Raw genomic sequence first — 13,249 nt, forward strand, 5'->3', positions numbered from 1 at the left:
CGACCCCCTACGTCCACGCCTACGACACGAACGGCAAGGAGATCTACAACCAGAAGACGCAGCCCACGGTCAAGAACGCCCACCCGTAGGCACTGCGTCAGGCGCCCGGTGGTGGGGCGGTCAGCCCGGTGGTGACGCGGGGCCGCGCGGCGGACGGGCCTGGGCGCAGTGTGACGGTCGCGGCGGACAGGTAGCGGGAGAAGTCCACGACGCGGCCGCCGCTTCCCGGCGCAGCCCGCCGCTCGGCTCCGGGTCCCTCCCGAGCGGCCCGCCCGCGGACCCTGCCGCGAGCCCTGCCGCGGAGCCGGTCGTTCCCGGAGAAGGGCGCCCTACCCGGCGGCGCGGCCGTAGGCGCGCAGGGTGAGCAGGGCGGCGAGGGTGACGCCGGGACGGGCCTGGGTCTCCGTCTACCCCACCGGCTACAGCCCCTGCGCCGCCCGGGCCGTCGACGCCTACCTGTCGACGGGGGCGCTTCCGGCGGCGGACGCCACCTGCTGAGCGTCGGCGGCGTCCACCCGCCGCATGACGTTCAGCATCACCCTGAGGTGCGTGGTCCACAGGTCGCCCCTGCTCTCGGGCACCTCCCGTTCCTGCGCGATGATCGCCTTCCGCAGCGCGGATCCCAGATCCAGACTTCCGTGATCCACACATGCTTTGTTGATCCGAACGAGGTGCTCGACGGGCGCCTTTGCGGCCAAGATCCCCAGCAGGTGCGAACGTGCCTCGCTCTGCTCACCCTCGTTCGAGAGCCATCGGAAGAGGTCCATGGGCTTTCGCTTGGAGGCAAGTACGGCTTCGGCCCTGGATCCGTCGAGGTAGCGACGCAGGGCGGCGAACTCGTCCACCAGGCGCATGACGTCCCGGACAGGACGCCCCAGTGCGATCTGATCGATGAGACGGTTGGCGGCGTCGTCCTCGTCGGCATGGCGCAGGTGCACGACCGCGGCACAGATCCCGGCCATCTCGCCTGTGCCGCCGTGCTCCCACAGGGCCAGTTCCGCGTCCGTGGCCCGGGTGATCTGGTCGAGGGTCTCGGCGTCCCGGTCGCGCAGCCTGAGCACGGCCCCCGCCTGCCGGATCTGGTCCTCCAACTCCGCGATGCGCTCCAGCGCCGCGTCCCGCTCCTCGGCCAGTGCGCGGACCTCCGCCCGGCTGTGGAAGGCCATGTCCTCCAGCGCGTCCTCCGCGTCCTGGCGGCGCTTGCGCTCGTCGCGGAGTTCACGTTGCAGGGAGGCCAACTCCTCCACGGCCGCGGCCCGGTGGAGGTCGAGTTCCTCCTTCGCGGTGGCGAGTTCGAACTCCCGGGCCTGCAGCGGGCTGCGCACGCAGGCGGCCGCGTACATCAGCGCCCTCGTCGCCCCGACCTCCTCGGCGGACACCTCCACGCCCTCGCCCTCGGCCGCCAACGCGTGGAGCCGCACGGCGATCTCCCGGCGCGGCACCTCCCGGCCGTTGAAGAACTTCGACAGCCTGGTCCGGTCGACGCGGAGCCCGTCCCCGCTCAGCCGCTCGGCCAGTTCCTCCGAGGTCAGGCCGATCCGCGCCCGCAACTCCCGCAGCCGCTCCGCACAGCGCCGCTCCGGCTCCGACAGCCGCTCGTCCAGCGGGGCCAGCCCCCGTCGTACGGGCATCTGCTCCCGCGTCACGCCTCGTTCTCCCCCGTGTTGCGCCGTCGGCACGTTGCGCTCTCCCGCTGCACGTCGTGGTTGCGACCTGACGCAACCACCCCACAGGCCATTGTGATGGGGGACGTACCGAGTTGTCGCAAACCCCGGAGATACCACATGCGCCGTCAGCAGCGTCCCCCGCGTCCGTTCCTGGAGTTCCGCGCAGGCGGCTTCCGCCTGACCCTGCAGTCCCGCCCCCGCCGCCTGCTCCTGCTCCTCGGCCCCGCGCTGACCGCCCTGGCGGGCGTCATCGCGCTGCGCCGCTGACCCGGGGGGGCCGCACGGACGACGGACGACGGACGGCCCCTCGCGCGCGGGTGCGGGCCCTTCCCCGGCTACTCCCCCTCCCCCCAACCACCCCTACTCCCCCGCCCCCGCCGCCTCGCGCAGGAACCCCGCGAACGCCGCCACCGCCGGCGCCACCCGCTGCCCGCGGCGGGTCACCGTGTGGACGTGCCGGACCGGGGTGTCGTCGGGGTGGAGCGGGACGAGGGCGATGTCGGGGCGGGCGGCGCGGGCGGCCAGCGAGGGGATCAGGGTGGGGCCCAGGCCGGCGGCGACCAGGCCGAGCTTGGCCGTCCACGCGGCGACCGCGTACTCGATCCGGGGCTGGAAGCCGCTGCGCAGGCAGGCGGCGAGGAGGGTGGTCTCGGCGTGGCGGCGGGCGGCGATCCAGGGTTCGTCGGCGAGTTCGGCCAGCCGCAGGCGGCGCCGGCCGGCCAGGCGGTGTCCGCGTGGCAGGGCGACCAGCACCGGGTCCTCCAGCAGCGGCCGCACGTCGAACTGGTCCGCGTCGTAGGCGTCCTGGTCGTAGGAGGCGACGACGGCCAGGTCGATCGCGCCGTTGCCGAGAAGTTCCAGCAGGTGGGCGGAGAGGCCTTCGGTGAGGCTGATCGCCACCTGGGGGTGCGCGGTGCGGAAGGCGGCGAGCGCGCCGGGGACGAGGGCCGCGTTGGCGCTGTCGAAGGCGCCCACCCGCAGCTGTCCGGCGGTGAGTTCGGTGAGTGCGGCGAGGTCGCGCCGGGTGGTGTCGAGGCGTTCGAGCATGGCTTCGGCGTGCGGCAGCAGGGCGCGGCCGTGCTCGGTCAGCCGTACGCCGCGGGCCAGGCGGTCGAACAGCGGGGTGCCCAACTCGCTTTCCAGGGTGGCGATCTGGCGGGAGATCGCGGACTGGGTGAAGCCCAGCCGTTCTCCGGCGGCGGTGAAGGAGCCGAGGTGCGCGACGGTGCGGAAGACGTCCAGCCAAGCCATGTCCATTCCGCATGGCTACCATGCCGGACATTCGCTTGTCGCCTGGCTCGGGGCTGCCTAGCGTGGTGGCCATGGAGAAGATCGCCTTTCTGGGGCTGGGCCGCATGGGCCTGCCGATGGCCCGTCGCCTCGCCGCCGCCGGCCACCCGTTGACCGTCTGGAACCGCTCCCCCGGCCGCGCCGGGGGCCTCACCGAAGCCGCCACCCCGGCGGAGGCGGTGCGGGGCGCGGACGTCGTCGTCACCATGCTCTCCGACCCGGCGGCGGTCGCCGAGGTGGCCGGGCACTTCACGCCGGAGCTGGCGCCGGGCACGCTGTGGATCGACATGTCCTCGATCGGCCCGGCCGCCACCGCCGGCCTGCGTGAGCAACTCCCGGACGGCGTCGCCCTGGTGGACGCCCCGGTGCTCGGCAGCGTGGGCCCGGCGGCCACCGGCGGCCTGACCGTCCTCGCGGGCGGCGAGGACGCCGACCTGGACCGCGCGCAGCCCGTCCTGGAGCAGCTGGGGCGGGTGCGGCGCTGCGGCGGCCCGGGGGCGGGGGCGGCGCTGAAGGTGGTGGCGATCGGGGCGATCGTCGCCTCGGTCACGGTGGTCGGCGAAGTGCTTGCGGTGGCCGGGGAGTTGGGCGTGCCGCCGGAGGTGGCGCGGGAGGTGCTGGCGGCCGGGCCGCTCGCGGGGGTGGTGGCCCGGGCGCACAGCACGGACTCGGACTTCCCGGTGCGCCTGGCCGCGAAGGACCTGGCCCTGGCGGGCGGCGGCCCGGTCCTGGCGGCGGCCCGGGAGGTGCTGCTGGCGGACCCGTCGATCGCCGAGGAGGACCTGTCGGCGGTGGTGGGCGCTCTGCGGCGGGGGTAGGGCCCGAAGTCCCGGGCGCCGTCGGGCCGGTGGCGGGTCCGCACCCCGCCACCGGCCGGGAGCCCCGGCCCGGCCTCCTCGGCCCCGCCCCGCCTTTAGCCGATGACCGCGTCGACCTCGATCTCGACCAGCCACTGCTCGTCGAGGAAGCGCGAGACCTCCACGAAGGTGCAGGCCGGGCGGATCGTCGCGAAGCGTTCGCCGTGGGCGCGGGCGGCCTCCTTCCAGCGCGTGATGTCGGTGAGCATGATGCGGGTGCGCACGACGTCCCGGAGCGAGGCGCCGGCCTCCTTGAGGGCGGCTTCGGCGATGTCCAGGCAGCGGGCGGTCTGGGCGTGGACGTCGCCCTGCCCCACCGTGGTGCCGTTCTCGCCGAGCGGGGCGGTGCCCGCGACCGCGACGTACGGGCCCTTGCGCACGGCCCGGGAGAAGCCGATCCGCGGTTCGAGGGGGGAGCCGGAACTGACCATCTGTCGAGTGTTCTCCATGCCGCCATCGTGCCGCACTAGTGCACCCGTGGCCGTCCTTGACGGCCTCCGGCCTGCGCGGATGCCCGGAGCCGGGCGTGGCAGCCCGCCGGAACGGGCCCCGGGCGCCCTACTGCACTAGTACACCAAAGTCAAGTTCTCGCACTACAGGGCTTGTTGAGCCCATGCGTACGGCGTACATTCGTCGGCATCGGACACCACCGTACGCACGCACCGACGGGAAGCCCCTCCATGGACAACACCGACATCCTCGTCTCCGGCGGCGGCATCGCCGGCCCCGCCCTCGCCCACTGGCTGCGCCGCCACGGCTTCAACCCCACCGTCGTCGAGCGCGCCCCCGGCCCGCGCCCCGGCGGGCAGGCCGTCGACCTGCGCGGCGCCGCACGCACCGTCGTCGAGCGGATGGGCCTGACGGAACGCGTCCGCGCGCTGTGCGTCGACCAGCGCGGCGTCGCCCTGGTCGACCGGCGAGGGCGCCGGACCGCCCGGATCCCCGTCGAGCTGTTCGAGGGCGAGGGCATCGTCTCCGAGGTCGAGATCCTGCGCGGCGACCTCGCCGACGTGCTCCGGGAGGCCACCGACGGCGTCGAGTACCTGTGGGACGACACCGTCACCGCGCTCGCCGAGGACGCCGACGGCGTCACCGTCACCTTCGAGAACGCCCCCGCCCGCCGCTTCGCCCTGGTCGTCGGCGCGGACGGCCTGCACTCCGCCGTACGCCGCCTCGCCTTCGAAGCCCCCGGAGGCAGCAACCGCGGGCAGGGCCCCGGCAACGGCGGCGGCAGCGGCCTCGGCACCAGCGGCGGCAACGGCAGCAGCCACTACCACCCGCTCGGCGGCTACCACGCCTGGTTCACCGTCCACGACCCCGCGCTCGCCCGCGACCTCGACAGCTGGTTCCTGATGTACAACGCCCCCGGCGGCCTGGTCGCCGGCGCCCGCCCGGGCCGGCTGCCCGGCGAGGTCAAGGCCTCCCTCGGCTTCCGCTCCGACCCGCTGACGTACGACCGCCGCGACGGCGCCGCCCTCAAGCGCCTGCTCGCCGACCGCTTCGCCGGCGCCGGCTGGGAGGTGGACCGGCTGCTCGCCGGGATGCGCACCGCCGAGGACTTCGCCTTCGACTCCTTCGGCCAGATCCGCCTCGACCACTACAGCCGCGGCCGCGTCGTCCTGCTCGGCGACGCCGGCTACAGCCCCAGCCCCCTCACCGGCCTCGGCACCAGCCTCGCCCTCGTCGGCGCCTACCTGCTCGCCGGCGAACTCGCCGCCGCCGACGGCGCCTTCCGCACCGCCTTCGCCCGCTACGAGGAGCTGATGCGCCCCTACGTCGCCCGGGCCCAGGAACTGCCGCCCGGCGGCCTGAGCGGCTACGCCCCCGACACCGCCCTGATGATCCGCCTGCGCGCCGCCTCCATGCGCTGGATGAGCCGCCGGCCGCTGCGCAACCTGCTCGCCGCCCAGTTCGCCAAGGCCGACGCCATCGACCTGCCCGACTACCCGCTGCCGGCCCGCACCGCCGCGGCCTGAAACACCGCGGCCCGAGACACCGGGGCCGGGACACCGGGGCCGGCCCGGGACACCGGGTGTGCACGGGGGCTTGCACCTCACGCGACGTCAGGAGGAATGCTCGTGCCATGACCACCGAACAGACGTGGAAGGTCGGCCCCCTCGCCGAGGCCAGCGGCCTGACCGTACGCACCCTGCACCACTGGGACGGCATCGGCCTGCTCAGCCCCTCCCTGCGCACCTCCTCCGGCCACCGCGCCTACACCGAGCCGGACGTCGTCCGCCTCTACCAGATCCTCGCCCTGCGCCGCCTGGGCCTGGGCCTGGACACCATCGCCACCTGCCTGGACGCCGGCATCGACCCCGTCCGGCTGGTGCGTGAGCACCTGGCCGCCACCGACGCCTCCCTCACCGCCCTGCAGGCGCTGCGCGAACGCCTCGCCCACGTGCACACCGAACTCACCGCCGAACGCACCCCCGACACCGCCGACCTGCTGCGCCTGGTCCAGGCCGTCGGCGCCACCGGACCCACCGGCCCCGCCGCCCAGGAGGTCCTGCACCGCCACCTCGACGACGACCAGGTCCACGCCCTCGCCGACCACGCCGCCGCCCTCGGCCCCGCCGCCCACTACCTGCTGGAGGTCGAATGGCCCCAGCTCTACCGCAGCGCCGAGGCCCTGCGCACCGCCGGGGTCGACCCCACCGACCCCCGGGTCCGCCGCATCGCCGGGCGCCTCGACGAACTCTCCCGCCTCTTCAGCGGCGGCGACGCCACCCTCGCGGCCGCCGTCCGCACCGCCTGGCGCGAGGACCCCGCCGCGATGTCCGGCGTCCCCGACGCCCCGGCCGACGCCTGGGCGCCGCTGCGCACCTACCTCGACCAGGCCCGCCGGAGCTCATGATGACCGCCACCCCGCCCGCCGACCCCACACCCACGGACCCCGCCGACCCGGACCGGCTGCCCCACCACGTGCAGCTGCGCCTCCACCTGGCCGCCGCCCTGCCCGTCCTCTCCCCGGCCACCCTCGCCGCCACGGCCGGCCTCCTGCCCTGGCCGGCCCTGCCCGCCGTCACCGCCGCACTGGTGGTCCGGGCCTGCCTGCTCACCCCGTGACCCCGGCGGCCCCGGCCCGGCCCCACGGGGGTGGACCGGACCGGGCCCGTCCGGGGCCACCACCGCCCCGCCCACCCCGGGAACACCCGGAGAGGCAGCGCGCAGCGCGCCGGCGGAAGACCGGGGCGCGCCGGGTTACTTCGTGCGGGGCTGGTTGAAGCGGAGCATGTTGCCCGAGGGGTCGCGGAAGGCGCAGTCGCGGACGCCGTAGGGCTGGTCCATGGGTTCCTGGAGGACTTCGGCGCCGGCGGCGCGGATGCGTTCGAAGGTGGCGTCGCAGTCGTCGGTGCGGAAGATGACGCCGCGCAGCAGGCCCTTGGCGAGGAGTTCGGCGGCGGCTTGGCGGTCGTCCTCGGAGGCGTGCGGGTCGGCCAGCGGGGGTTCCAGGACGATCTCGACGCCGGGCTGGTCGGGCGAGCCGACGGTGACCCAGCGCATGCCTTCGAAGCCGACGTCGTTGCGGACCTCGAAGCCGAGGACGTCGCGGTAGAAGGCGAGGGCCCGGTCGTGGTCGTCGACGGCGATGAAGCACTGCGCGAGTTCGATGCTCATGGCGTCACGCTACGGGAGAGGGCCCGTCCTTGGCGCCCGTCCGCCGGACCGGGCGGGTGCGGATCTTGGCGACGCAGGCGGGGATCGCGGCGCCGTCGCCGTGGTCGCGGGCGCGGTAGGCGCTGGGGCTCTCGCCGACGAGTTCGGTGAAGCGGGTGCTGAAGGAACCCAGCGACGTACAGCCGACCGCCATGCACACCTCGGTGACGCTGAGGTCCCCGCGCCGCAGCAGTGCCTTGGCCCGTTCGATCCGGCGGGTCATGAGGTAGCTGTACGGGGTCTCGCCGTAGGCGGTGCGGAAGCTGCGCGAGAAGTGGCCGGAGGACATCAGCGCGGTGCGGGCGAGCGCGGGCACGTCGAGGGGCTGCTCGTAGTCGCGGTCCATCCGGTCGCGGGCCTGGCGCAGCCGGACGAGGTCGGCCAGGGGTACGCGGGTGGCGCGGCCGGTGGCGGGCGCGCGGCTCGTACCGGGCTCGCGGGGTTCAGGGGTGGACACACCAGCCACCGTACCCACCGCCGCCGACACTCCCCCGGCTTTCCCCGGTCCGGCTGCGGGTTCCGCCGGCTTCCCCCGTCCGGCGCGGCCCGTTGGCGCCCGCGCCGCCGTGCCGCCCACCCTGGGGGGACGGCCGGGCGAGACGGACGACGGAGAGGGTGGCGGGGTGGAGAGCGACGGAACCGTCCCGCGCGCGCCCGGCAACCGGGCGGTGGTGCTGGGCGTGCTGGCCGCCACCGCCGTCGTGCTGCTCGGGCAGGCGGCCAGCGGCAGCAGCGCCCGGCTGGTGCTGCTGCTGGTGTTCCTGCCCGCGTTCCTGGCGGGCCGGGGCACGGTGGCGCAGACGGTGGCCGTCTCGGTGTGGGTGGCCGCGGTGGTGGGGGTGAGCACGGTGCTGTTCCCGCCGCCGGACCTGGAGGCGCGGGTGGGCACCCTGGTGGCGGTGGTCGGCGCGGAGGCCGCCGTGATCGGGCTGTGCGCGCGGCGGGTGCGGCGCGAGCGGGAGCTGTCGCGGATGCGCCAGAGCGCGGTGGCGCTGCAGCGCCAGCTGCTGCGTCCGCTGCCGGTGACCACGGCGGACGTGCGCCTGGACGGGCTGTACCGGCCGGTGGAGGAGGACGCCATGGTGGGCGGCGACCTGTATGACATCGCCGAGACCCCGCACGGCACCCGGGTGCTGGTGGGCGACGTGCAGGGCAAGGGCCTGCCCGCGATCGGTACGGGCTTCGCGGTGCTGAGCGCCTTCCGGGAGGCGGCCTTCCGCGAGGCGGAGCTGACCGCGGTCGCCGACGCCCTGGAGGCGGCGGTGGAGCGGCACAACGCGTACGTGGTGCAGAGCGGGGAGCAGGAACGTTTCGTCACCGCGACCGTCCTGGGCACGGGCCCGGACGGCGGCACGGGCCCGGACGGCGCCCCGGACGGCGGCGGCATGGGCGCCAACACGGGTGAGGAAGCTTGCACCGAGCTGCAGGCCGTCAACTGCGGCCACCTCGCCCCCTACCTGCTGCGCGCCGACGGCCGGGTGGAGCCCGTCGCGCTGCCGACCGGGATCCCGCTGGGCCTGGCCTCGCTCGCGGAGCTGACCGGCGGGGCGCAGCCGCGTACGGTCCGGCGGGTCGTGGTGCCCGCCGACGGGGTGCTGGTGCTGCTCACCGACGGCATCACCGAGGCGCAGGACGCCTCCGGCACGTTCTACCCGGTCGAGCAGGGCCTGGCCGATCTCGCCGCCACCCCGGCCGAGGCCCTGCCCGGGGCCCTCGACCTGCGGGCCCGGCGCTGGAGCGGCGGGCGCAGCCGTGACGACGTCACGGTCCTGGCCCTGCGCGGTGCGGCCACGGCGTAGCGGCGCGGCCGGTCCATCGGTCCGGAGGTCCGGCGGTCCGGCGGCGTAGCGGCTTGAATCTGACATCGGTGTCAGCTCCTACCGTCCCGGTGTGACGAACACACCGGCGACGGAGGAGGAGACCATGGGCGAGCTGACCGGCAAGGTGGCGCTGGTGACCGGCGGCAGCCGCGGGATCGGCGCGGCGATCGCCGGACGGCTGGCGGAGCAGGGCGCGGCGGTGGCGCTGACGTACGTGCGGGCGCAGGAGGAGGCCCGCGCCGTCGCGGAGCGGATCGAGGCGGACGGCGGGCGGGCCGTGGTCGTCCGGGCGGACCTGACCCGGCCGGACGCGGCGGCGCGGGCGGTGGAGCAGACGGTGGCGCAGCTCGGCGGCCTGGACATCCTGGTGAACAACGCGGGCTTCCTCGCCTACGGGCCGCTGGAGGAGGTCACGGCCGAGGACCTGGACCGGGTGCTGGCGGTGGACGTCCGTTCGGTGTTCCTGGCCGCCCAGGCCGCCGCCCGGCACATGGGCGGGGGCGGGTTCAACGGGCGGGTGCCGGGCGCGAACTTCGTCCTGCAGGCCACGGCCAAGGCCGCCCTCACCGGGATGACCAGGGCTCTGGCGCGCGAGCTCGGCCCGCGCGGCATCACCGCGACCGTCGTGGACCCGGGCCCGATCGACACGGACATGAACCCGGCCGACGGCGACAGCGCCGACTTCCAGCGCTCCCTCACCGCCCTGGGCCACTACGGCCGGGCCGAGGACGTCGCCGCCGCCGTCGCCTTCCTGGCCGGCCCCGGCGGGCGCTACGTCACCGGCACCGCCCTCGCCGTCGACGGCGGCTACACCGCCTGAGCCCGCCCGGCCGACCGGGCCCCACAGGGGAGGGCCCGGTCGGCCGGAGCCGGGCGGGCCCCGCTTCCGGGGCCGCCGCACGGCACGGCCGGGCAGCCGTCACCCCGTCCCCCGCATGCGGGCCGTCAGGGCGTCCGGGGGCACCAGGGGGTCGGGGTAGTCGAGCGGTCCGTCCCACGTCCAGGGCTGGTGGACGGCCCGGCCGGGGAGGTGGGCGAGTTCGGGCAGCCAGCGGCGTACGTAGGTGCCGTCGGGGTCGTAGCGCTCGGCCTGGCGCAGGGGGTTGAGGACGCGGTTGGGGCGGGTGTCGTTGCCGGTGCCGGCGATCCACTGCCAGTTGAGCTGGTTGTTGGCGAGGTCGCCGTCGACGAGGAGGTGGAGGAAGTGGGCGGCGCCGGGGCGCCAGTCGTGGCGCAGGGTCTTGGTGAGGAAGGAGGCGGTGATCAGGCGGGCGCGGTTGTGCATCCAGCCTTCGTGGGCGAGTTGGCGCATGCCGGCGTCGACGATCGGGTAGCCGGTGCGGCCTTCGCGCCAGGCCTGCAGTTCCTGTTCGTCGTGGTGCCAGCGGGTGTCGCGGGGGCGGTAGTCGGTGTGGGCGGCGTCGGGGCGGGCGGCCAGGACCTGGTGGTGGAAGTCGCGCCAGGCGAGTTGGCGGACCAGGGCGTCGGCGCCGGGTCCGCCGTGTGCGGCGGCGTGCCGGGCGAGTTCGGTGGCGGACAGGCAGCCGAAGTGCAGGTAGGGCGAGAGGCGGGAGGTGGCGTCGGCGGCGAGGTCGTCGTGCAGGTGGTCGTAGTCGGCCGGGTTCCAGGCGCGCAGCCGGCGCCGGGCGGCGCGTTCGCCGCCGGGCGGCAGGCCCGGGGAGGTGCCGGCGGGGGTGGTGGGCAGCGGGTCGCCGTGCGGGTGGTCGGGGGTGGCGAGGGTGCGCGGGGCGGGCAGGACGGGGCGGTGCGGGGCCTGCTGCCAGGCGCGCAGGTAGGGAGTGAAGACGGCGTAGTGGTCGCGTCCGGCGGGGGTGAGGGTGCCGGCGGGGACGACGGTGAGGCCGTCATGCAGGTGCAGCCGCTCCCCCAGGGCCCGGCGCAGGGCGGCTTCGCGGCGGGTGGCGAAGGCGGAGACGCCGGCGGCGGTGTGGACGGCGGTGGCGTCGCATTCGGCGGCGACGCGGGCGGTCTGTTCGGCGGGGTCGCCGTGGCGCAGGACCAGGCGGGAGCCGGCCGCGCGCAGGGCCCGGTCGAGGTCGGCGAGGCCGTCGGCGAGGAAGGCGCGCCGGTTGGGCGGGGCGAAGTCGGCCTTGTCGACGGCGGGGTCGAGGACGAACAGCGGCAGGACCCGGTCGGCGCCGGTGCGGGCGGCGTGCAGGGCGGGGTTGTCGTGCAGGCGCAGGTCCTGGGTGAACAGGACGACGGCGGTGCTCATCGGGGCCTCGTACGGTGCGTCTGGAAGGGCGGGCGGCAGGCGGCAGGCGGCAAGTCGGCGGACGGTTCCCCGGTGGTTCGGAGCGGTTCAGGAAACGGATTGGGGGCCCTGGGGCCGGTAGACGGTGAGCGCGGCGTGGGCCTTGGACAGTCGCAGGGTTCCGCGGGCGGGGACGGATTCGCCGTCGACGGCGATGCGGTCGGCGTCGCCGAGGGAGTCCAGGTGCAGGGCGCGCAGGTGGGCGGTGCGGTAGACCCGGGAGCGGTGCAGGGTGCCGGTCAGGAGGGCGGCGACCAGGCGGGTACGGGCGAGGGGCGCGGCGCCGTCGACGACCCGGACGTCGAGCCGGCCGTCGGCCAGGGCGGCGCGGCGGGTGGGGGCGACGCCGGCCGGTTCGTAGGCGCCGTTGCCGGCGAACAGCAGCCACAGCCGGTGGGTGCGGCCGTCGGCGTGGACGGTGACGGGTTCGGCCGTGGGCAGGAGGGTGGCGAGGGCGACGGCGAGGGCCGGCCACTTGCCGAGGCGCTTCTCCAACTTCTCGCGCTGGTGGACGAGTTCGGGGTAGATGCCGAGGCTGAAGGTGTTGACGAAGACTCGCTGCCCGGTGCCGTCGGTGGCCAGGGCGAGGTCGACGCCGACGGCGTTGCCGGCCTCGACGGCCTCGGCGGTGTCCTGGTGGGTGGCGGTGCCGAGGTCGAGGGCGAAGTGGTTGAGGGTGCCGCCGGGGAAGACCGCCAGCGGCACGGCGCGTTCGACGGCGAGGGCGGCGGCCAGGTTGACGCTGCCGTCGCCGCCGCACACCCCGAGCGCGCCGCCGGCCCGGGCGGCGCGGTCGGCGGCCCCGGTCAGCAGTTCGGTCAGGTCGTCCCCGGGCCCGCACACCCGGACGTCCGCCTCGGGCAGCAGGGTGCGCAGCGTCTCGGCCGTGTCCTCGGGCCCGGGGGCGATCGGGGAGCCGTTGCCGGAGCCCGCGTTGACCACGACCGACAGTCCCCGTCCCCGCGGCAGGGCGGGGGCCGGGCATAGGGCGGGGGCGGCCGGCGCCGGCGCGGCGGAGGAGCGCGGCCACCAGTGCAGGGTGGCGGCGGCCGCCGCCGCACCCAGGGCCGTGCCCGCCAGCACGTCGCCGGGGTAGTGCACGCCGGTGTGGACGCGGGAGAACGCCACCGCGGCGGCGAGCGGCGCGACGGCTGCGCCCAGCAGCGGGGACTCGATCGCCACCCCGGTGGCGAAGGCGGCCGCGGAGGCGGAGTGACCGGACGGGAAGGAGGTGGTGACGGGCTGGCGCAGCAGCCGGCGCGCGTGCGGGACGGAGTCCAGCAGTGGGCGGGGGCGCCGGGTGGCGTGCTTGGCGACGGTGTTGGCGGTGGCGGAGGCGAGGGCGAGCGCGCCGAGGCCGCGCAGTGCGGCACGCCGCCCGGTGCGTCCGCCGACCGCGCCGAGGAGCGCGGCGGTGCCCGTCCACAGCAGGCCGTGGTCGGCGGCCCGGCTCAGGAGGCGCGGCCAGGAGCGGGTGCCGGGCAGCGGCGCGGCGGCGATCCGGTCGAACAGGGCGCGGTCGAGGGTGTCCAGCCGGGCTGCCACCGACCGGGCCGCGCCCGGTCGGGCCGCTCCGGCCCGTAACGCTCCGACCCGTGATGCTCGGACCCGTGACGCTCCGTTGCGCTTCGTCCACATGTGCCCCACCCCTGTCCGCTCCGGCCCGGGTCGCTTCGTCCC

Annotated in this window: 15 protein-coding genes; 8 read left to right on the plus strand and 7 right to left on the minus strand. The window is 75.9% G+C overall.

What is annotated here, in order from left to right; all coding sequences use genetic code 11:
• Positions 1-378: 378 nt before the first annotated feature.
• Positions 379-498, plus strand: a complete 120-nt coding sequence (locus ACZ7KX_RS36930; protein ID WP_470330335.1) for an alpha/beta hydrolase — start codon at positions 379-381, stop codon at positions 496-498.
• Here the strand turns inward: ACZ7KX_RS36930 and ACZ7KX_RS36935 are convergent.
• Positions 453-1,646, minus strand: a complete 1,194-nt coding sequence (locus ACZ7KX_RS36935; protein WP_470330336.1) for a helix-turn-helix domain-containing protein — start codon at positions 1,644-1,646, stop codon at positions 453-455. The genes ACZ7KX_RS36930 and ACZ7KX_RS36935 overlap by 46 nt on opposite strands.
• A 138-nt stretch (positions 1,647-1,784) precedes the next feature.
• Between ACZ7KX_RS36935 and ACZ7KX_RS36940 the strand changes: the two genes are divergently transcribed.
• Complete coding sequence (locus ACZ7KX_RS36940; protein ID WP_470330337.1) at positions 1,785-1,934, plus strand: hypothetical protein; 150 nt, start codon at positions 1,785-1,787, stop codon at positions 1,932-1,934.
• Positions 1,935-2,027: 93 nt separating this feature from the next.
• Here the strand turns inward: ACZ7KX_RS36940 and ACZ7KX_RS36945 are convergent, their stop codons facing one another.
• Positions 2,028-2,924, minus strand: a complete 897-nt coding sequence (locus tag ACZ7KX_RS36945; protein ID WP_470330338.1) for a LysR family transcriptional regulator — start codon at positions 2,922-2,924, stop codon at positions 2,028-2,030.
• Positions 2,925-2,989: 65 nt separating this feature from the next.
• Here ACZ7KX_RS36945 and ACZ7KX_RS36950 point away from each other — a divergent pair, with 65 nt between their 5' ends.
• A complete protein-coding gene (locus tag ACZ7KX_RS36950) occupies positions 2,990-3,775 on the plus strand; it encodes an NAD(P)-dependent oxidoreductase (RefSeq protein WP_470330339.1) in 786 nt (261 codons plus the stop codon).
• 95 nt (positions 3,776-3,870) lie between these two features.
• On the opposite strand, the gene ACZ7KX_RS36955 is transcribed toward ACZ7KX_RS36950, so the two are convergent.
• A complete protein-coding gene (locus ACZ7KX_RS36955) occupies positions 3,871-4,263 on the minus strand; it encodes a RidA family protein (RefSeq protein ID WP_350519460.1) in 393 nt (130 codons plus the stop codon).
• A gap of 231 nt (positions 4,264-4,494) precedes the next feature.
• On the opposite strand from ACZ7KX_RS36955, the gene ACZ7KX_RS36960 reads away from it, so the two are divergent.
• The 3 genes from ACZ7KX_RS36960 to ACZ7KX_RS36970 all read left to right on the plus strand — a co-directional run bounded on the left by ACZ7KX_RS36960 (position 4,495) and on the right by ACZ7KX_RS36970 (position 6,883).
• Positions 4,495-5,790, plus strand: a complete 1,296-nt coding sequence (locus tag ACZ7KX_RS36960; RefSeq protein WP_470330340.1) for an FAD-dependent monooxygenase — start codon at positions 4,495-4,497, stop codon at positions 5,788-5,790.
• 107 nt (positions 5,791-5,897) lie between these two features.
• Complete coding sequence (locus ACZ7KX_RS36965) at positions 5,898-6,671, plus strand: MerR family transcriptional regulator (RefSeq protein ID WP_470330341.1); 774 nt, start codon at positions 5,898-5,900, stop codon at positions 6,669-6,671.
• Positions 6,668-6,883, plus strand: coding sequence for a hypothetical protein (locus ACZ7KX_RS36970; RefSeq protein WP_470330342.1), 216 nt, complete (start codon positions 6,668-6,670; stop codon positions 6,881-6,883). The genes ACZ7KX_RS36965 and ACZ7KX_RS36970 overlap by 4 nt, the downstream gene beginning before the upstream one ends.
• 135 nt (positions 6,884-7,018) lie before the next feature.
• Here the strand turns inward: ACZ7KX_RS36970 and ACZ7KX_RS36975 are convergent, their stop codons facing one another.
• Positions 7,019-7,435, minus strand: a complete 417-nt coding sequence (locus tag ACZ7KX_RS36975; RefSeq protein WP_350633829.1) for a VOC family protein — start codon at positions 7,433-7,435, stop codon at positions 7,019-7,021.
• Between the two features lie 4 nt (positions 7,436-7,439).
• A complete protein-coding gene (locus ACZ7KX_RS36980) occupies positions 7,440-7,820 on the minus strand; it encodes a helix-turn-helix transcriptional regulator (protein ID WP_470330395.1) in 381 nt (126 codons plus the stop codon).
• 277 nt (positions 7,821-8,097) lie between these two features.
• Between ACZ7KX_RS36980 and ACZ7KX_RS36985 the strand changes: the two genes are divergently transcribed.
• Together ACZ7KX_RS36985 and ACZ7KX_RS36990 are read left to right on the plus strand one after the other, a co-directional pair.
• Positions 8,098-9,273 (plus strand): PP2C family protein-serine/threonine phosphatase, encoded by a 1,176-nt coding sequence (locus tag ACZ7KX_RS36985; protein WP_470330343.1) that lies wholly within the window; start codon positions 8,098-8,100, stop codon positions 9,271-9,273.
• Between the two features lie 124 nt (positions 9,274-9,397).
• Positions 9,398-10,114: an SDR family NAD(P)-dependent oxidoreductase gene (locus ACZ7KX_RS36990; protein WP_470330396.1), complete on the plus strand. Its 717-nt coding sequence runs from the start codon at positions 9,398-9,400 to the stop codon at positions 10,112-10,114.
• A 99-nt stretch (positions 10,115-10,213) separates the two neighbouring features.
• Here ACZ7KX_RS36990 and ACZ7KX_RS36995 read toward each other — a convergent pair whose 3' ends face one another.
• Both ACZ7KX_RS36995 and ACZ7KX_RS37000 read right to left on the minus strand, forming a co-directional pair.
• Positions 10,214-11,530, minus strand: coding sequence for a cryptochrome/photolyase family protein (locus tag ACZ7KX_RS36995; RefSeq protein WP_470330344.1), 1,317 nt, complete (start codon positions 11,528-11,530; stop codon positions 10,214-10,216).
• An 87-nt stretch (positions 11,531-11,617) separates the two neighbouring features.
• Positions 11,618-13,114, minus strand: coding sequence for a phosphatase PAP2 family protein (locus tag ACZ7KX_RS37000; RefSeq protein ID WP_470330345.1), 1,497 nt, complete (start codon positions 13,112-13,114; stop codon positions 11,618-11,620).
• Positions 13,115-13,249 lie beyond the last annotated feature (135 nt).

It is taken from the genome of Kitasatospora sp. NPDC038210 (assembly GCF_055600605.1).

Coding starts and splice junctions, on each gene's coding strand:
- ACZ7KX_RS36940 (WP_470330337.1), top strand. CDS start 1,785: ATGCGCCGTCAGCAGCGTCCCCCGCGTCCGTTCCTGGAGTTCCGCGCA.
- ACZ7KX_RS36945 (WP_470330338.1), bottom strand. CDS start 2,924: ATGGACATGGCTTGGCTGGACGTCTTCCGCACCGTCGCGCACCTCGGC.
- ACZ7KX_RS36950 (WP_470330339.1), top strand. CDS start 2,990: ATGGAGAAGATCGCCTTTCTGGGGCTGGGCCGCATGGGCCTGCCGATG.
- ACZ7KX_RS36955 (WP_350519460.1), bottom strand. CDS start 4,263: ATGGAGAACACTCGACAGATGGTCAGTTCCGGCTCCCCCCTCGAACCG.
- ACZ7KX_RS36960 (WP_470330340.1), top strand. CDS start 4,495: ATGGACAACACCGACATCCTCGTCTCCGGCGGCGGCATCGCCGGCCCC.
- ACZ7KX_RS36965 (WP_470330341.1), top strand. CDS start 5,898: ATGACCACCGAACAGACGTGGAAGGTCGGCCCCCTCGCCGAGGCCAGC.
- ACZ7KX_RS36970 (WP_470330342.1), top strand. CDS start 6,668: ATGATGACCGCCACCCCGCCCGCCGACCCCACACCCACGGACCCCGCC.
- ACZ7KX_RS36975 (WP_350633829.1), bottom strand. CDS start 7,435: ATGAGCATCGAACTCGCGCAGTGCTTCATCGCCGTCGACGACCACGAC.
- ACZ7KX_RS36980 (WP_470330395.1), bottom strand. CDS start 7,820: ATGGACCGCGACTACGAGCAGCCCCTCGACGTGCCCGCGCTCGCCCGC.
- ACZ7KX_RS36990 (WP_470330396.1), top strand. CDS start 9,398: ATGGGCGAGCTGACCGGCAAGGTGGCGCTGGTGACCGGCGGCAGCCGC.
- ACZ7KX_RS36995 (WP_470330344.1), bottom strand. CDS start 11,530: ATGAGCACCGCCGTCGTCCTGTTCACCCAGGACCTGCGCCTGCACGAC.